Origin of the sequence: Bacteroides sp. (assembly GCF_030151085.1) — a bacterium.
GTDB lineage: Bacteria > Bacteroidota > Bacteroidia > Bacteroidales > Bacteroidaceae > Bacteroides.
The window spans coordinates 1-20,460 of sequence record NZ_JASLER010000054.1; the positions used below are offsets into that span (position 1 = coordinate 1).

Consider the following 20,460-nt stretch of genomic DNA (forward strand, 5'->3'; position numbering starts at 1 on the left):
TGTGGGCGTTGACGGATTCGAACCGCCGACCCTCTGCTTGTAAGGCAGATGCTCTGAACCAGCTGAGCTAAACGCCCGTACACTTTCGTTTCAAAAGCGATGCAAAGGTACGTGTTTTTTCGAGACTACCAAAACTTTGATTAATTATTTTCTAAGGAAAATATACATAAAAGTACATCCTCGTTGAGTTTCAGCAATTTATCAAAGAATATTTTTTTGAAGGAATTAAGCAAATACTACTGCTAATTGTTATTTACTTATTAAGATACCAGTCAGGTCCCAAACAACAAAAAGTGAAAATGAATATAATTCTGTTTGATGGAGCATGCAATCTTTGCAGCAACACGATTTCCTTCATCAGTAAGAGAGACAAAAAAGCACTTTTCCGGTTTATCGCCATACAGTCGGAAACAGGAAAAGCGCTGTTACAAAAATATAATGCTACACAAGAGCAGGCTACTACCCTATTTTATATTCGAAACGATCATTGTTTGAAACGATCAACTGCGATCCTCTATATCCTTAAAGATTTAGGTGGCATTTGGAAATGCTTCTATCCATTCATTTATCTACCCGTTCAAATGAGAGACGCTTTTTATTCGCTTCTTTCACGAAACAGATACAGGTTATTCGGAAAAAAGAATGAATGCACTTTATAAATCTGTAGGGGTTTGCTTACGAATAACTTTCGCAGGATTACCTACAGCTACGCAATCGGAAGGAATATCCTTGGTGACTACGCTTCCTGCACCAATAATGCAACGATCTCCAATCGTTACTCCAGGGCAAATGATTGCTCCGCCACCAATCCAGCAATCCTCCCCTATCGTTACCGGATAGGCATATTCTTTGGGGGTTCGGCGCTCCACATAGTCCACAGGATGGTGAGGAGTATAAATCTGCACACATGGCCCTACCAACGTATGAGCCCCAATAGTGATATATCCTCCATCTAAGAAAGTACAATTCGCATTTACAAATACATTCTCCCCCAAACGGATGCCATCTCCATGGTCGCAATGAAATGGCGGACAAATAATGGAAGTAGCAGGAATACCTGGTACCAAATCTTCCAACAACTCGCGGTAGCCCTCATCATAAGTACTCAACATTCGCATCTTTGCCAATAACTTTTTGGCATGTTCAAACTTTACTTGTAACTCCGGAACAGACATATCTGCCAATTGTGAACTCCGCATTTTTTCTACTTCAGTCATAGTGTATGGTTTTGCTTTGTGGCAAATATACAGATAAAAAACAAAACAGCCCAATATCAAATGCCATACTTCAGCTTCTATACCGACTGTGGCTGATACATCAAAACATGGCGTATGGAGGGATATTAATATAAAATCCGCTTGAGGTTAAGAGAAAAGTTGCTTTGTATAGAGACAAAAGTTGCTTTACCCATATTATTAACTTTAACCAGAAGCTTTGATTATATAATCAGAGCTTCTGGCTATATAACCGAAGCCTTCGGTTTTATAACCAAAAGCTTCGGTTATAGTTTTATCTATAACAAAGGCAAGTTTTATCTTTATGCAAAGTAAGTTTACAATAAGAATTGAGGATATTTTCTTTTAATACCCAACATGTTTTATATTGCTCCCATCAATGAGTTCAAGCTCACCTGTCCGATAACATATCAAAATGCTAATAAATCATATACCATTACATTCATGTTACAATCTCACTCCTTCTTGATAAAACCAAAAAAGGGTGCTATTCAGCACCCTCCTTATTACAATATTATATCAACCGGCTTATTTATATTCTTGCCAGCTTTTAATCTGAATATCTTCCTGCTTCAATTCACAGAAGGCTTCAATGAAAGCTCCTGCCAGACGAGCATTCGTAATCAACGGAATATTGTGGTCGATAGCGCCACGACGAATCTTGTAACCATTGGTCAATTCACGTTTCGTGTGGTTCTTCGGAATATTCACGATCAAATCGAACTTGTGGTCGGCGATCATTTTCATAACATTGTTCTCGGCATCAGCACGTTCATCGGGCCAGTAGACAGCCTCGGTATCTACACCGTGTGCATTGAGGAATGCAGCGGTACCTGCTGTAGCATAAATTTTGTAACCCTTATTGAAGAGCATGCGGCTTGCATCGAGCAAATCTACCTTTGACTTCATGGCACCCGAAGAGAACATTACACCCTTTTCAGGAACTTGGAAACCGGTAGCAATCATTGCATTCAACAATGCTTCGGAGAAGTCATCACCGATACAACCTACTTCACCGGTAGAGGACATGTCTACACCCAACACCGGGTCTGCCTTGTGCAAACGAGAGAAAGAGAACTGAGAAGCTTTTACACCAATCCAGTCAATGTCGAATGCCGACTTGTCCGGTCGTGTGTAAGGAGCATCGAGCATGATGCGGGTAGCTGTTTCGATAAAGTTGCGCTTCAACACCTTAGATACAAACGGGAAGCTACGAGAAGCACGCAGGTTACACTCGATAACCTTCACTTCGTTGTTGCGAGCCAAGAACTGGATATTGAACGGACCAGAGATATTGAGTTCCTTTGCAATCTGACGGCTGATCTTCTTGATGCGGCGAGCTGTTGCAAAGTAAATCTTCTGAGCAGGGAATACCAACGTAGCGTCACCGGAGTGTACACCGGCAAACTCAACGTGTTCAGAGATAGCATATTCTACCACTTCACCGTTCTGAGCTACTGCGTCGAACTCGATTTCTTTGGTGTTTTCAAGGAACTGAGACACTACTACCGGGAATTCTTTTGATACATCGGCAGCCATCTTCAAGAAGTTCTCCAATTCTTCTTCGTCATAGCAAACGTTCATTGCTGCACCCGAGAGTACGTAAGACGGACGAACCAATACCGGATAACCTACTTTCTCTACGAAGCCTTTTACGTCTTCCAGACTGGTAAGTTCCTGCCAAGCCGGCTGGTCGATACCCAGTTGGTCGAGCATTGCAGAGAACTTGTTGCGGCTCTCGGCACGGTCGATAGAGATAGGAGAAGTTCCCAGAACAGGAACTGACTGACGATGAAGTTTCATTGCCAGGTTGTTAGGAATCTGTCCGCCTACTGATACGATAACACCACGAGGTTGTTCCAGGTCAATAACGTCGAGTACACGTTCAAAAGAAAGTTCGTCGAAGTACAAACGGTCGCACATATCGTAGTCCGTAGAAACGGTTTCAGGGTTATAGTTAATCATGATGGATTTGTAACCCAGTTTGCGAGCAGTCACGATGGCATTCACCGAGCACCAGTCAAACTCTACTGATGAACCGATGCGGTAAGCACCCGAACCGAGTACAACCACTGACTTTTCGTTCTTATAGTAGTTTACATCGTAACCTTGAGTGGCATACGTCATGTAAAGGTAGTTAGTCAGTTCAGGATGTTCGGAAGCAATTGTATTAATGCGCTTCACTGCCGGCAAGATGCCCAGTTCTTTACGACGGGCACGTACGGCAAGGTTTTCCTTCTCCATGTTTCCTTCCGGGTTCAGCACAAAGCGGGCAATCTGGAAGTCAGAGAAACCGAGTACTTTTGCTTCACGCAACACGTCAGCAGGAATATCTTCGACCTTATTATACGCAGAAAGCTTATTCTTATAATCTACAATGTTCTTCAGTTTGCCAAGGAACCAAGGATCGATCTTTGTCAGTTCGAAGATGCGGTCGATAGTATAGCCTTTCTCCAAAGCAGCTGCGATAGCGAAAACGCGTAAGTCGGTAGGATGAGACAGTTCGTAATCCAAGTCCTCAAAGTCAATATCATCGTTGCCTACAAAGCCGTGCATGCCTTGTCCAATCATACGCAAACCTTTCTGGATGATTTCCTCGAAAGAGCGACCGATAGACATGATTTCACCTACCGACTTCATGCTTGAACCGATTTCGCGGCTGACACCTACGAATTTCGTCAAGTCCCAACGAGGAATCTTACAAATCAAATAGTCTAGTTGAGGAGCTGCGTAAGCTGAATTGGGAGTACCCATTTCGCCAATCTGATCGAGCGTATAGCCCAATGCAATCTTAGCGGCAACAAATGCCAACGGATAACCAGTAGCCTTAGATGCCAGTGCGGAAGAACGGGACAAACGAGCGTTTACTTCAATTACACGGTAATCGTTCGTATCAGCGTTGAATGCATATTGAATGTTACATTCACCTACAATGCCTAAGTGACGGATACATTTAACAGAAAGTTCCTGCAACATCTTCACTTGTTCGTCGTTCAAAGAACAAGTAGGAGCTACTACGATAGACTCACCGGTATGAATACCCAGCGGGTCGAAGTTTTCCATACTTGCTACGGTGAAGCAGTGATTGTTAGCATCACGGATTACTTCAAACTCCATTTCTTTCCAGCCTTTCAAGGATTCTTCTACAAGAATCTGCTTGGAGAAAGCGAAAGAGCTTTCGGCCAGTTTCAAGAATTCTTCTTCGTCAGCGCAGATACCGCTACCCAGACCGCCCAATGCGTATGCCGAGCGTACCATAACCGGATAACCAATCTTGCGAGCAGCAGCAAGTGCGTCTTCCATGCTTTCTACAGCCTGGCTGACGGGAGTCTTCATTTCTATTTCATCAAGTTTCTTCACGAACAAGTCGCGGTCTTCTGTGTACATGATAGCCTCTACAGAAGTACCCAGTACGCGCACGCCATATTTTGCCAATGTGCCTGCTGTATATAGTTCGGCACCGCAGTTCAATGCAGTTTGTCCACCAAAAGCTAACAAAATACCATCGGGTTGTTCTTTCTTGATGATCTCCTCAACGAAGTAAGGAGTAACCGGCAAAAAATAAACTTTATCAGCAATACCTTCCGATGTCTGGATAGTAGCGATGTTCGGATTTACCAATACCGAACTAATACCTTCTTCGTGCAAAGCTTTCAATGCTTGTGAACCTGAATAGTCAAATTCACCGGCCTGACCGATTTTGAGCGCTCCAGAGCCCAAAACGAGTACTTTCTTTAAATTCTTTTCCATTTCTCTATGTAGTTATCTATAAGTTTCATCGTTCTATTATACGGCACAAAAAAAATGCGTTACCCTTTGAAAGGATTAACGCATTACCAAAGAACTAAAATATCATTATCGAAGAAAGAGAAACCAACAGCTCCCGAATGATATTCATTCGAATGGAGGTAGTATTTGCTTCTCATATCCTGTCTTGTCATTGCTACTTTAAAATTTGTGCAAAGTAACGACTTATTTATGAAATGAGCAAATAATCTGAAAAGGTTTTTTCTATCAACTGTAGATTAATACGCGCTCAATGAATCCTACAAACATCCCTTTTACGATAGTAGCTTTATAAATTATACTCTACCACAGTAATCGAAAATTTCTTCAAGGTGATATTTTTTTCTGGCAATTCCTTTTTTTGTTGCCACACAGGAGCAATATCTTTATCATCCTTACCAAAGTATTCCCAGCACTGAACTACTTTTGCTTCCTTTATATCGGAAATGGCGATATGTACATTCTCCGGTTTATCACCTTTATTAATAAGATAAACAAATAGCTGATTTTTCTTTGGGGAATAGCTGGCATAGGATATGATATATCCTTTAGACTCGGATTTTATCATTTTATCCCCTATAAAACGATTCCATATTAATAAGGAGTAACCGGTAGGATTGATGTTGCCGTTTGGATCAATGGCATCATGGTCTGTTTGAGGTTGGTTCTCATTATTCAACCAGCGGGTATTCCAAAAACAAGAGAACTCTATTTGCGGTTGCATTAGTAGTTGCCCTGTCATGTCAAAATTGACAATTGCATGTCCCATATCGTTGGTACCTTGCCAAAGTTGAGCCCAGTCTATGGTTCCATATTCAGCCACTATCAGTTTCCATCTGTCAAGTTGTTGCGGCGTGGCATATTGGTTCATGGCATTAAGAGCTGTTTGTGCAGGCCATATTAGGCAACGAGTGGTATCTTTATAGCTTTCGTATCCGGCGCTGAAGTTGAATACACCATAATTACTTACGCATAAACGATCAATGTGATCTCCGGCGGTAGTTATGACGGTTTTAAAGAATTCATCACTATCGCCGTTGGGAATAATTAAGATAGAGGGATCCACGGCTTTCATCGCCTTTGAAAAGTCTATAACATCACGGGCATAAATATCCACGGTAGAGTTTACATTGTTGCTATTCCAGCTTTCGTTACCTATCATCCAATAGCGTACATTATATTTCTTCTTAATATTGGCATACCTTACCCATTCGGTGGCATGATTGATAAGTTCCTGTCGACTGGATACTCTTTCCCCTTTTCCTGGTATACGCAAATAATTATCGGCGGCAACAACTAATATGGGCTCTGCACCGGCAACTTGGCAAATTTGCATGAATTCATCGAAGTCCAATGGGTCGTAAACCAATTCTCCATTGTTGAATATTCCGGGATAGTCTTCCAATCCAATGGTTCGTGCTGTGGTGACATGCGATTCATCATAAGGAGGGATGCTGAAAAGGTATAAATCGGACTTTTCACCGCCCGGATAACGGAGATATTTGGTTCCCATCTTTGTAATGGCTCCCGCCACACTGGTTTGAGGATTTGGAAAGCGTCCTCCATCCATAATGAAATTCAGGTTGATACCTACCGGATGATTGGAAACGTCGCTAACAATACTGTCCGGATAGACGGCAATACATACAGCATCATTGGATTTCTGCCCACAACTGGCGAATAGAAGTATAGTGAAAATGATAGTGATTGATATTATATTTTTCATGATTGTAGTAATGATGGGTTATTCAAATTCTCTATATGCACCAAAGCGTGCTAAACGGTCTTCACCTAAGCTAGCGGGAATAGCCTTTGACGGTTCTCCTAGAGCTTTGCTAATTTGCCTCCACATATCTGTACGGGTGTATGTCTGATGTACTTTCTGAAATTTAGTAGAAAGCAGTAGCTCTTTAGCAGCTTTATATTGCTTCTTGTCTATGAGCAGTTGCACGTGTCTTTCTGCAATCCATTCATCGGATGAAGCATTCAACTTGTCAAGCCAGGCTTCACGCTTGGTGAGAGTCCGGTTACCAAGTCGACGCAGTAATTTATCACGGGGGATTACGACTTGTGGATGTAAGGCTACCCATTCTTCCTGTATCGCGTCGTAGGCAGCTTCTGCTTTTTCTAGTTCCTTATTTGATTCGTACAATCGGGCTAATAGAGCTTGCGCTAATCCAAAATTTACACCTTGCAGACAGTTGATAGCCTCTTGTAATCTTTCGCGACCTGCCAGCCAAGCACCATAATAGTATTTCCAGTAAGTCTGTTGTTCTTTACCAGATTTAAGAATAGCCCATTGAAAAGCATCATCCAAGTTTTTCATACCCGAAGGAGCCCAAGTGGTGGCTATCGGATTTATCTGTGGTAATTCTGTTCCATATTCAAAGGCGTTCAGCAAACTAATCCAAGTCTTAACTTCATCGACTCTAGCCCAGCCGAAAAGAGGAACTTCCGTTATAGGACGCAAGGAAACCTGAGGAACAGTAAGCTGATAAATATCCAGGCGCTTGTCAGCCGGAATCCAGAATTCAGTATGTTCCCTGTACTCTCCGGGTTGCAGTTCCAGTTTGATAGATTGATCACTAATAGGACCTCCCTGCAATTCAGCATAAGTCTGCCTTTTATTTGTACTTAATAGCGACCATTCTTTGTCCTCTTTTACTCCATAGCTCCACAACTTAATACCGGGTGCACTTTGTTCTTCTGCAATGTGATAAAGCCCGTATCCCAATGATGGAGTATAGGCACCAAAAGCATTTATATCTTTTGTCTTCCAAAAGTAGCCGGTCATTTCCGTAATATCCTTTTCTATTTTAGGCCCTTGTTTTTTCCAGTTTATAGTGTCTAAGGCAGAGGCATGTACCAGTACTTCTCCTTGTGGAAAACTATATTCAGTATCGGGCATACAAGGTATAGCCGCATTGGTCCATGACATCCAAGGATAAGCTTGTGTACCGGGATTGTGCATTCTGACGCGTTGTGTAAGGAACTCGTCTTTCGAACCCAAAGAATATTCTACGGAGAACTGCATACCATAGTGCAACTCTCTTTCGCCACAAGTCACATAAACCCGTTCAGCAGTTCGGTCTATCTGATAGCGAACCGGTTCATTTTGGGTAGGAGTATGAGATATTGGGAAACTTACTTCGATTCCTCCTGCCACGAAATAGAAACGGGGTAAGATACGGGTATGCCTGATGACTTGAGGATTGTACAATACTTCTTTTCCGCTCTTTTTGTGTATTATTGACATGACCTTACCACACAAATCAGGGCAGATTATGACTTTCATCGCATCATTCTCCAGTGATACCAAACGGTATGCTTTGGGAACAGGACGATTAGAGGTTTCACTATAACTGGGATAGGGATAAACTGCATCAGCATCCATTGCTGTAGGCACAGGTCCTGTTGGCGTCAGTACATGAGTAAGAACTATCTCGTTGTACTCCTTGCATATCACCGAAGCTGATTCTTGCGCAAAGCAAGTAACGGTTGAAATGCCTATTCCTACTATCACACTTATTACTTTAAGGTAAAACTTAGTCTGTTTCATAATCTGTTCTTTTTTTTAGTTTCCAATAGTAAAGGTCACAAAGTATTCGGGAATAATCTGTATTCCATTCAGCCGGCATATACCACCTTTTGAAAAATCAAGTTTGACATCTTCCGGCAGATCCTGCAAATAAGTGGCATTGCCGTACAATTGTTGTAGGTAGAAATAAATACCATCCTTTTGGATTGCATCGGCATAACGCTTTAAACCTATTTTCCACGGAGTCCCGTTATAAAAATTATCCGTTATCATTTTCCCATTGATAAATGCTGCTCCGGTATCTCCTACATAATCAATAGAAAGAATTAAGTCGCTCACATCCTTAAAAGAGTCTTTGGATAAGTTGATTTGAAAACGTCTATCACTAGCAGTGTAAATATCGGGAGTGATAGTTATTTCTTTGGGAGTGAATGATATTCTACTAAAATATTTTTGTTTGTTAGACCGCAAAGATGTTTTCGAAGCAACAGGGCTGGCTGGAAATATCACTACTTGTATTTGAGAGTCGATAGATTGCAACCTAACTTCTGTATTCTCTTGCAGTATATCAGCAGAAGTTATCAACAACTTCTCTTCTGTTCCGGTACTCACTTTGCAAGCATTCAAAGCCTGTGTTCTTGTTAAAGTTGTGATTAGTATCTCATTCTCGGCTACGGATTGTAATTTCACTGTACTCTCAAGTCCTGGAGTTGGTACCAGTTTTTTAATCCCGCCTTTCAATGTCTTTTTGTCGAAAATATACTCCGGCTTCAAGCCATCGGGTGCGAAGAAGAAATAATGGGTTATTCCTTTTTGAGTGATCTTAGCAAGAGGTTGCACAGTTGCCGACTTCAAAAGTATACCGTCCAAATCCATGTTGAAAGGAAGAATAGCACTTACATCTTTCTCTATTGTCATTGTTCCTTGTTGCGGAAAACGAATAGCCTCATCTGACAAATTCAGCGTAAGATCGACTCCAGTCAAAGCTTTACGATCAGAATGATCCTGAAAATTCGTCAAGATGATAAAGCCTGAATCTCCTTTCTTGCGTACTGCATATCTGAGTGTATGAGTATTTGCGGGCATGATAGTGTCATATTGTTCCGGCAGCACCACTCCCATAGGAGCCAATAGATGCCCGAAATCATTTACAAAGTTATGCACGATGCGTAGAGCACGATAAGAGTCGCGTGTATGTCCAAACTCACCAATAGGGGCTTGAAAATCATAAGACATTTTAGGTACACCTGAAGCTTCGTCACTCAAGAATCCACATTTTCCTTGGGGAGTAATTCCACCATGATACATATAATAGCCTATTCCGTTGGCGCCACTACCCAACGAACGTATCATTAGCCCCTCTCCCGCTTCGGCAGGAATACGAGGTCTCCGACCATAAGTCATCTGAATACCAACTCCCATCTCTGCGCAGAATGATGGATAGCGATGTCCTTCGTAACGCACCGGAGAATAGTCGGGAGTAGTATGAATATCCTTGAATAGATAAAATGGCGAAGTAGTTATCTCCGCCCAAGTAGGATATGTGTAGGCAGCTGTTACAGGAATCACTTCTTGCGGTATGATAGCTGCATTCCCCCAGCCGGTGGCCGTGTATAGAGGTACTTCTATTCCATGAGATGTGGCTATTTCTTTTAAGGTTTTCATGTGTTGGTTACCTGCTTCAGGGCTTTGAATATCCTGTTCTTGCACGGATACGCCAAATTTGGTATTCTGTACATCATAGTCTGCTACGGTATAATCTATCGGTTGATCTGGATAGCGGATACCCCACGGAGCAGCCGAATGCTGAAGTTCATTTTCTAGTTGTACGCCGATAATGCCACCGCCATCTTTATAATACAGTCCCTTTAATTGAGCAGCAATAGCTGCATAGAGTCTGTCTACATACTTTAAATATTCGCGGTCGTTGGTTCGAATCAGAAAGGGACGTCCGTAAATCCAATCAGGTATTCCGCCATTTCTTATTTCTCCATGACAAAAAGGACCCAAGCGGACGATGGTCTTCATGTTATGCTTCTGGCAAAGCAAAATAAATCGACGAAGATCTTTATCGCCATCCCAGTCAAAGACTCCCTCTACCTCCTCGTGCATATTCCAGAAGACATACGTACAAATGACATTGATTCCTCCCGACTTGGCTTTCAAAATTTGTTCTTCCCATTGTTCGTTCGGAATACGAGTATAGTGCATTTCACCCATTATGGGAATAAAGGGACAATTATCCAGTTCGACATAATAGCTATTTACTGCTATGGAGCCACCATTGGGAGCCATGCCACCTAATGTCAGATAGCCCGTCTCTATCTTTTTGTCTGCAACATTCAGATTTATTTCGTAAGATGCTTGTGCATTTGCCTGGGTATAAAGTCCGCCTATACTGGCAAATAACATGGAGAGCAAAAGAGTTCTTTTACACATAAGCCTTACTTCTTTTGAGTCAATAACTCGGTTATTATGTCTTTCAGTTGAAGTACATCAATCCTTTGGGGAAGAGTATAATTCACTTTCGCATAAGTTGCAGTTACGTCTTCTACTACTTTGGGTTGGGGCTTTCCTTGTTGTTCTGCCACTTCTGCCCAAAATTGATTTCCCTTATAAATTGCCATTCCTTTTGTCTCATCCCCATGTAAGTGTTCCATTCCTTCATTGGTCAATACAAATGTATTGTTTGAAAATTCCAGTCCGGAAGAAAATCCGGTATTAAATGATATGGAATGACCTTGGTTACTGATAATCAGGTTTTCATAGACTTTTGTATTACAGAGTGGTATATTCTTATTATACGGATCACACCACACATAAATTCCTGCTTGGGAGTTCTTTATACCATCATTGATGCTTACATTGTGACGCATGATATTATTGCTCCATTCGGTTGCTCCGCCAAATTGAAACAAACCATACCCAGCCCCTTCATTATTCATTGCCAGGTTGTATTGCATGATTGAATTGGTAATACCCCCATCAAAATCAAACCCGCCACCATCCAAGCCTTCGGGAGAAGTCTTGTTATCGTGAGAATAGCAATACTGAATAGTTAGTCGGTCGGCCTCATATCCCCAAATACCTACCGGTCCATTACCCGATCTTGGCATATCCCATCCATTGCCCATGGCTTCGCAATATTCAACCGTAGCATTAGTGGCATGTCCCACCAGTATCCCGCTTCCGCTATGATTCTCTAAATTAGTAGGATTACCTACATTATTCTCAGCAACACAATGACCTATATAAACATTGTGTACCGACTTCTTACCCCATTCGCCCGTTACTTCGATTCCATTAGAACCGTTATCGTGTACGTATGAATGAGTGATGCGTACATCCCCACCACCGATAATGCCAATACCATTTATCTGAAAACCCGAAGCTTCTATCTTATCAATTTCTATAAATCTTGAGTTTATGACTTCAACACCTGTTCCAACATTCCCCTTCTTGCGTCCTGAACCTTTTACAACTACATTTTGCACATGGATATTTTCACAAGCTTCAATCTTAATTGCAGATGTGTGACCTGAATAAATATGTGCAGTACCAGTTCCGTAAGAGGTAATGACAAATGGGGTTTCTCGTGTAGCCATCACATTCTTGATGTTGATGGAACCAGTCAATATCTGATTTCCTGCCAAGTGAATACAATCACCCGGCTTGAAATCAATCTGTTTCAAATCATCCAAGCTTTTGAAAGGAGACTCTATGCTACCATTCGCAACTTTACTGCCACTAAAGGAGTTCACATAAAAATTCCGTGCTCCATTGGCCCAACTTGCTAAGCAAGCTAATAATATAGATAGTACTAAATGTTTGTGCATAATTCTTTGTTTTAATAGACTTCTATTTCATCCAGTGCAATTGAAGCCGAACCATTTGGATAAGGATAATCTGCCGGTAATTCCGTTTGTCCATTAATCACGAGTTTCAGATAACGTCCTTCTTTTCCATTCGTATTTACATAGTTATGATAAATTTCCTTCATTCCTTTATAGATAGGATACGAGAAAGTACTCTGCCCAATCGGTTGGTATTCCTTACCATCCGCTGAAAGATAACATTCCATCGACTTGGCCGGCAGTACACTGTTGATAGGAGCTATCATCGTACCAAAGCCAACACCGGATACCGTTGTGTTCTTCTTTAAATCAATAACAATCTCCACACCGGAAACTATAGCAGCCCATTCGCTATTTGATGGGATGAATCCCTGAACGCCATCAGTAAACAAAGCCGGTTTCACATCATACCAGTCCAAACTCCAAGTATCGGTAGAAAGTGTATAGCTACATCCGGTAGCCTTGTTTATCCTGAAATTCTTGACTGTTGGTGTTTCCAATACCTGTTTGTCCTTATCCGTCACAATTGCTTTTACACAAGTGTTACTTGACAGATAAATAGGTTCCTTATAAACTTTTGATTCAGAAGTTGGTTCTGCCCCATCTAATGTATAGCGGATATCTGCATCAGGACATATCGTTTCAAGAGTAATGGCAAACTTCCCGTTTTCGTTGTTCCATCCACTTTGAATACGAGGTCTGAAATATTCGCGACATGTATTGACATTCCTCTTTTGGAAGAAAGAAAATTCTTTCTTTAGGTTGGCGATAAAGCGTTCACGGTCCTTATTTTCCGGTTGACTCCAAGCTACTTCAGCAAGAGCAAGCAAACGGGGGAAAGCCATATATTCAAATTTCTCAATAGTAGCCACATATTCTCCCCAGATATTTCCCTGGATTCCGGTAATACATTTAGCTTCATCTACAGTAAGTGCTGTAGGAATAGGTTCATAATCGTATGCTCGTTCCAAAGAGACGAAACCACCAATAGTCAATGGTGCAAACTCCGGGTTTTCCTGATAATAGTCCAAATAGCAATAAGTATTAGGAGTCATAATCACGTCGTTGCCTAATTGGGCAGCTTTTATACCTCCCGCTTCACCTCTCCATGACATAACAGTAGCTTTCAGAGGAAGAGCACCTTCCAGAACTTCATCCCAGCCGATAAGTTTGCGTCCCAATCCATCCGCTATTTTCTCAACCTGCTGGATAAAGTAAGCATGAAGTTCAAATTCATCTTTCAGATTTTCCTTTTTAATCAAAGCTTGGCAATCATTGCACTTTTCCCATGAGGTCTTAGGACACTCATCACCTCCAATATGGATATATTCTCCGGGAAACAAGTCTGCAACTTCCGTAAGAATGTCTTTTATAAACTGAAAAGTTTGAGGTTTGGGACAATATACTTGGTCGGAGATTCCTGCTCCTGCCATCATAGCAAGACCGGAATGAAAGCTGCATGCATACTCAGGATAAGCACTTAAAGCTGCCAAAGCATGTCCCGGCATCTCTATTTCAGGAACAATGGTTATCTGTCTTTCGACAGCATAGTTCACAATGTCACGGATTTCTTCTTGCGTATAATAACCGGAATGTTCTTTTCCATCATAATGGCGGGGATAATATTGATCCCAAGTACCGATAGCTGAATTAGGTCGGGTAGAACCTTGTTCAGTCAGGCGCGGATATTTTTTTATTTCCAATCGCCAGCCTTGGTCGTCAGTCAGATGCCAGTGGAAGCGATTCAATTTATAGTTCGCAGCCAGATCAATCGCCTTTTTCACATCTGCCAGAGGCAGATAATACCGTCCCGCATCAATCAGAAAACCACGGTAAGAAAAACGAGGTGTATCTTTTACGAGGATACAAGGGATAGAAGTATGACTACTATTGCTTAGAATTAATTGATTGAGAGTACGGAGGCCATAGAAAAAGCCTGCCGGTGTAGAAGCATTAATCGTAATCCTACCTGAAGTAACGGAAAGTTCATAAGCTTCCTTACCCAACGATTTCTTTTCCTGCAACAAGATATCGGCTTTATTACTTTTATCAGTTCGAAGATTCAATTCATAATCTTGACTTACTTGTTCTATAAAAGTCTTGATAATGTTATTAACCTCTTGCTGTTTACCTGAATACAAGATATTTCCCTTATGAGCAAAATTAAAAGTTCCCTGTTTCTCCTGTACATAAGCCGGTTGAGGAATAATATTAGCACCCTTTGCGGCTGCGCCTGCCAGTAAGAACAGTAAAATAAAATTAGCTATTGTTAATCTGAATGAGTTCATACTTAAAGTGTATTAATAGTTCTAGGTAATTATTCTAATTCGCACCGATAACATCAAGTACCTTCAGTTCTTTGCCATTGATTGGTACAGTCTTACCTTTCAGGAAGTCAAGAAGGATGTCCCAATTTTTATCTTCTGCATTATACCATAATGACTTGCTAAATGGACCTTCATGTTTCTTAAATCCGGTAGCAGGCGTTTGTAAGCTTCCAACATAAACATTTCCTAAATATTGGTTATCAACAGCTTTCTCTTCTTTTACCACTACAGTTACTTCGGGCGCATAGATATAGTTATTCTTAAAGGTATCACCTTTACCATAAGATGAATCATGCTTGGTAAAATGGAATAAAGTCCGGTCTATCTGCGGCTCTGATTTGGGAAAGAGATAAAACAGGTTATTCTCTACCAATGTGTTCTGCGTATATCCGGTGAAGTGCATGACAGGACTAAAATAAGCATCCTCATGACTGGCATTTGTCAGATAGTTTCGTAAGCCGTCATTGATACTAACATTGTAACGTACTTTAGTTTCGATATTACCATTTAAACACCAATCTTCCGGCCAGCCGTCTGTACCGATTACCAGCATAAAACCACCATCATTATTATAACTCAGGTTGTATTGAAAGACTGAATTCTTACATCCCCAGTCCGAATCATATGCATAGCCGTCTATGATGGACTTATGATCACTAACAACATTAAACTGCACGATTGTATTATCGCTGCACCAAGGCCAAATACCATCACAAGCCTCTGACTCGGGTAGAGTTCTTGGACAATTCTTCATTACATTGTATTCCACTAATGCACCGTCACAGCCTACCGGAACAATACCATCACCCGGTACTCCGTCTAATACATTATTTCTAATAACGACCTTTAGATTCGGGTTCCATTGACTTCTGATCCAATACCCCCTGAACTTGATTCCGTCTCTTTGGCAATCTTTTATATAGCAGTTCTCTATGTTCATACCAACAAATCGGTTGAAGATGCTGTCATTATCCCTGCCATTCTGAATACACATTCCCATGCCGCCCCCTTCTTCTATCACGGTGCTGCCATATACATCGTGTATATATAGATTATTTATACTCATATTGTGTGATTCGCCGAACTTATCCAATTCCACCCACAGACCGAACAAACCAGCTTTGGGAGCATTGCCTCTATTAGAGATCTCTATATCACGTATCACCAAATTCTCGGAATTAAAGATATGAACAGCAGCGGTATCTACGCCATTACCTTTCACATGTGGTTTATCCGTACCTCCATATTTACCCAATACAATAGGACTGTCTTCTTCTCCACTACAAGAAAGGAATAACTTTTCCGCAAATATTGCACCAGATTTCAGCAAGATACTATCTCCACCTTTAAGAACCAATTGATTCAGTTTAGTCAAAGACTTAAAGGGAGCCTGCACAGTAGTACCTTTATTAGTGTCATCTCCATTCACCGGATCGAAATAATAGTTTGTGGTAGTTACTTTCGGAGAACAAGAAGCTAGTAACAGGACTAAGCTTCCACAGAAAATTTTCTTTATGTTTTTCATATTCATTCTATATATCTGTTTAACATTACCAATTATCGGTACGGAAAGAAGATACTGGAAGCCCGCTAAGGCTGAACAACTCTGGTTCCACGTAATTCTTGAAAGCATACCTGACTGCTTTAGGATTCCTCACATATTTGGAATATACTACTACGACATCTCTTTCTTCATCTACATAAGCTTCTGCCGGATGAAAGATACGACTATCATCAGCCACTTCAAACAACATGAGTTTTCTCCCATAGCTTGTAAGCCCGAAGCCTAAATCCTTAAAATAAATCACGACCTTATCGCCATCCACTTCCATTTTATCATAGGCCGGACTTTTATATTCAAAGCCCTTTATCCTGTAGACTTCCGCCAAAGCCATCAAGCCTAAACGCTCCCCTACTTTCTCTTTACGAACAGGATGAATCTGTTCTACCTCTCCTACATCCAGAATGACAGACAAACCGCTGTTCTTAATCTTATTTGCTGCAATTCTTTGTTCATCGCGTAGATAGGCACCTACATGTTCACCCACTTCACTGGGAACATTCCAAGTGGTGTAATCAAAAGGAGCTATCTGCGTAAAATAGAACGGAAAATCGTTTCCCCATTTTTGCCTCCATTCTGCAACCATAGCCACGAGACGATCCGAGTATTGAGCAACATTATACACATTCGATTCTCCCTGATACCAAATACAACCTTGTATGCCATAGCCAATAATAGGGTTCAGCATTCCATTATACATGGTAGTAGGAATATTGGCTGCCCATCCTGTTGTTCCGTCACCTAAGTCAGGAACCGAAATGCCGCCCAATGCGAAGCAAGTCTCCCTACTCATCCAAGTTTCCACAATGGAACCACCGAAACTGGCATTAATAATACCAACAGGAATATCCAGGTTCTTTTGAATGAAATGAGCAAAATACCAAGCTACCGCACTGCAATTTCCTACATTCCCGGGAGTAGCAGCCACCCAGTCTGTTTTAATATCAGTAAGTGGTTTGTAGCTTCCAACGGGGGGAACATTCACAAAATGAACATTACTTTTCTTAGAAGCTAAGATAGCTTTAGTCGATTCATAGCAATCTTTCAACTCCATCGCCATATTAGATTGTCCACTTGCCAACCAAACTTCACCTATATATACATCATTGAAAGTAATGACCTTCTCATCTGCTACGGCCAGTGTATAAGGACCTCCTGCTTCCGGAGTCTGAACCATAATTTTCCATGTACCATCCTTTTCTGCTTTACTGGAGTAGCTTTTATTATTCCATGAGGAGGTAACAGTGATTATAGTTCCCACATCCGCCCATCCCCATATAGGAGTTTTGGTTCTTTGCTGCAAAATCATATTATCTCCAAAAATACCTGCAACTTTTAGGTTTTTAGCTTCAATAGCCGGTAAGGCTAAAGTTAGGAAAAATAGTAGTATACTGAATCTTTTCATCTTATCAATCTATTTTTTGTTTACATTCAAAATTAAATTTGATACTTTTTATAGCAGCTTTCTCGTCGCTACCATTATCTGGTAAATCAAAGAATATCTTTTCATCCTTATCCAGTTTGTAAATCACAAGTTGGAGGTTCTTCCCTTCTACAGAATGTTCTTGCCGGTTCAACCCCACTGTCCAAGTGGCATGACTGTTGTAATCATCATCCGAAAGCATATAACCGTTGTATAGTTCAGCTTTATCTCCGGAGTATTTAATGCGCATATAGATATTATTCAATTCTCTCAATGCATCTGTTGGTACTTGTATACTCCATTCTTTGAAAGTCTCATAAGCGAGATCTTTGGCAAATGTGGGTAATTCAACTATAACCGGAGCTACAGGTCTCGGAAATTCTCGTGTAAGTGAAGGATTAGAATAATAATCTGTTGTCAACCAGGAGTCATCCGTACTAAAGTCTATCCTATCGTAATTGTAGTATTCCACAATTACGCGTGCTGCAAATTGTTTCTTTCCTTCTACAAACGGAAAAGATGCGAATAGTGTGTTAATGCCTTTACTGGCATATCCGGTAAGATCTATTTCGTTCAACTGGTTGGGTTTAACTTCTTGATTGACCCAAGTATCATTTAGATTGAGTGTACATTTCGATTCGGGATATAGCAACAAAGTAACCTTCTTTATTCCTGAAGGATTATCCAGATTGAACTCTTTGAAGAAGAAACGGCGATAACGCTGCTGATAAGGTTCGATATTATTGAAGTTAGCAGTTTCCAACCACTTTGCTTCTTCTAATATACCCTTAGGCTCAACACGAATACCTACTTCCGGTTGATGGAATACAGCTACTTTTTCTTTGAAAGAGGGGGTTATACCAGCTTGTAGTTTGCAATAAGTCACTTTTTTATCGATAGAAAACATATAGATATCTCCCAGTGAACTGTACAATCCTGCTTCCGAGAGGTAGCATTGTTTCTTTCCATTCTGCTCTAATAACCAGCAATTATCCGCTTCCTTCTCTGTCAGGACTATGATAAATTTCTCTTTTCCATTCTGCAACTGCACTTTAAGAATGCAATCCTTTCCGGGGTTCAGTTCGTCTATTACCCAACAGTCACTTTCTTCCTTTATTCTAGCCTGGGATGCCTCCACGCTTTTCACTGTTTTTTTATCCAAAGAGAATTCTACAGGAACCTGCTTATTCTGGAAAAACAGATAACAGTTATCCACACTTCCCATTAATTGTGCCGTAGCATAGTTGATGCACATGGCATCCAGTTCTACATTCAAAGGCCAGATAAAGACTGTGCTATCTTGCATTTCAATACCCTTCCGGGGAAAGCGCAGGACTTTATCACGAAGATTAACCTCAAACTTCACATTCTTTTGTTCCTTCTTCGGATAATAACGCGAGTAGTTGATACCAAACAAATAACCCGATTCATTATTGGAACGTACTGCAACCTGCAACCCGTCTTCTTCCCATTTGGGTATGACAGGCATCATAGGAGTGATGTCTTTCTCAAACTCATTGACAAAATAATGCAGTTTCTTCACTTTCTTATAAGACTCAGCTATTTCACCCGATTCACGAATAGCCGCCTGAAAGTCATAGGACTTTACTGGTAAGCGACTCCAATAGCCGGTTTTTACCTGGTCTTCTTCAGTAGACCAAAGTTTGCCCGTAAACTGGGTAGCACCTGCATAGATATAATATCCCAGTAAATTGGAACCAGAACCCAATTTAGCAATAATCATCCCCAATCCGTCTAAGGGGTCTATACAAAGCCTTCTATGATATGTATTTTGTACACCTACCCCCATTTCGCAGGTAAAGTAAGGATACTTCTCGTACGTCATATATACGCCCTGATGATCTATCTGGTCATTACCGATATTCTTATTGTCACGGAAGGAATCGAAAAGAAAGTTCCCCGGCTGATATTCTTTACCGACATGCTCTACCCACGGAGCATCCGCATAGCCACCCCATAAAGGAATCACTTCGAAAGGAGGCACAGAGCCATCTCCCCAACCTGTAACCGTATACATAGGAACATCAATTCCATTCTCCAAAGCTAGATCTTTCAGCCATTGAATATGCGGTTCGCCTGCTTTTCCATACCAGTATTCATTTTCCAATTGGATACCAATGATATTTCCTCCTGTTTTATAATAGAGCCCTTCCAGTTGTTTGGCAATCTGAGAAAAATAGCGTTTAACATAATTCTGATAAACTACATCATTGGAGCGGTCTTTTAGATATTTCTTTTGCAATATCCAGTCAGGAGTTCCACCATTGCGTGCTTCTCCATGCGACCACGGTCCCAATCTCGGCACTACAAGTAACCCATGTTTACCACATAGTTTGATAAAGCTGCGTAAATCCTTCTCATGTTCCCAGTCAAACTGCCCTTCAATCTCTTCATGATGGTTCCAAAACAGATAAGTAGCAATTACATTAATGCCGGAAGCTTTCATCTTCAAGATACGGTCCTCCCATAAATCCTTACGTATGCGGGAGAAATGTAATTCTCCCATAACAGGCAACATAGGCTTTCCGCCGATAGTCATATATAGACTGTTGATTTCAATCGCTTTGTCTTTAGGACCTGGATTTCCCATCTTGAAGTGTCCGTATAATGGAGTTTCCATTACATTTGAGGCATCCAGTTTATAGACTTTTTGTGCCGGCAAAACCGTAAACATGCAAAGTCCTATGAGGAATAAATTGATTTTTTTCATATTCA

The 20,460-nt window shown here is 41.1% G+C and carries 11 protein-coding genes and 1 tRNA gene; 1 reads left to right on the plus strand and 11 read right to left on the minus strand.

Annotated features, from left to right (window positions below):
- Positions 1–2: 2 nt before the first annotated feature.
- A tRNA-Val gene (locus Q1W14_RS10530) sits at positions 3–77 on the minus strand.
- A 222-nt stretch (positions 78–299) separates the two neighbouring features.
- On the opposite strand from Q1W14_RS10530, the gene Q1W14_RS10535 reads away from it, so the two are divergent.
- Positions 300–659: a thiol-disulfide oxidoreductase DCC family protein gene (locus Q1W14_RS10535; protein ID WP_300701363.1), complete on the plus strand. Its 360-nt coding sequence runs from the start codon at positions 300–302 to the stop codon at positions 657–659.
- Here the strand turns inward: Q1W14_RS10535 and Q1W14_RS10540 are convergent.
- From Q1W14_RS10540 to Q1W14_RS10585, 10 genes are all read right to left on the minus strand, one after another.
- Positions 654–1,217: a sugar O-acetyltransferase gene (locus Q1W14_RS10540; protein ID WP_300701364.1), complete on the minus strand. Its 564-nt coding sequence runs from the start codon at positions 1,215–1,217 to the stop codon at positions 654–656. The genes Q1W14_RS10535 and Q1W14_RS10540 overlap by 6 nt on opposite strands.
- A gap of 546 nt (positions 1,218–1,763) precedes the next feature.
- Positions 1,764–4,985 carry a carbamoyl-phosphate synthase (glutamine-hydrolyzing) large subunit gene (gene carB / locus Q1W14_RS10545; RefSeq protein WP_300701365.1) on the minus strand — a complete coding sequence of 1,074 codons (3,222 nt, stop codon included), beginning with the start codon at positions 4,983–4,985 and terminating at the stop codon, positions 1,764–1,766.
- Between the two features lie 325 nt (positions 4,986–5,310).
- A complete protein-coding gene (locus Q1W14_RS10550; protein WP_300701366.1) occupies positions 5,311–6,747 on the minus strand; it encodes a hypothetical protein in 1,437 nt (478 codons plus the stop codon).
- A gap of 18 nt (positions 6,748–6,765) precedes the next feature.
- Positions 6,766–8,580: a DUF5107 domain-containing protein gene (locus tag Q1W14_RS10555; RefSeq protein WP_300701367.1), complete on the minus strand. Its 1,815-nt coding sequence runs from the start codon at positions 8,578–8,580 to the stop codon at positions 6,766–6,768.
- 15 nt (positions 8,581–8,595) lie between these two features.
- On the minus strand, positions 8,596–10,998 hold the full coding sequence (locus Q1W14_RS10560) for a beta-galactosidase (RefSeq protein WP_300701368.1): 2,403 nt from the start codon (positions 10,996–10,998) through the stop codon (positions 8,596–8,598).
- 5 nt (positions 10,999–11,003) lie between these two features.
- Positions 11,004–12,395: a right-handed parallel beta-helix repeat-containing protein gene (locus tag Q1W14_RS10565; RefSeq protein ID WP_300701369.1), complete on the minus strand. Its 1,392-nt coding sequence runs from the start codon at positions 12,393–12,395 to the stop codon at positions 11,004–11,006.
- Between the two features lie 11 nt (positions 12,396–12,406).
- A complete protein-coding gene (locus tag Q1W14_RS10570; RefSeq protein WP_300701370.1) occupies positions 12,407–14,701 on the minus strand; it encodes a family 20 glycosylhydrolase in 2,295 nt (764 codons plus the stop codon).
- A 34-nt stretch (positions 14,702–14,735) separates the two neighbouring features.
- Entirely contained in the window at positions 14,736–16,271 is a 1,536-nt protein-coding gene (locus Q1W14_RS10575) for a right-handed parallel beta-helix repeat-containing protein (RefSeq protein WP_300701371.1), read from the minus strand.
- 19 nt (positions 16,272–16,290) lie between these two features.
- The gene (locus Q1W14_RS10580) at positions 16,291–17,706 is read right to left on the minus strand and encodes a sialate O-acetylesterase (RefSeq protein ID WP_300701372.1); all 1,416 of its coding nucleotides are present in this window, start codon (positions 17,704–17,706) and stop codon (positions 16,291–16,293) included.
- Between the two features lie 4 nt (positions 17,707–17,710).
- Positions 17,711–20,455 (minus strand): beta-galactosidase, encoded by a 2,745-nt coding sequence (locus tag Q1W14_RS10585; RefSeq protein ID WP_300701373.1) that lies wholly within the window; start codon positions 20,453–20,455, stop codon positions 17,711–17,713.
- Positions 20,456–20,460 lie beyond the last annotated feature (5 nt).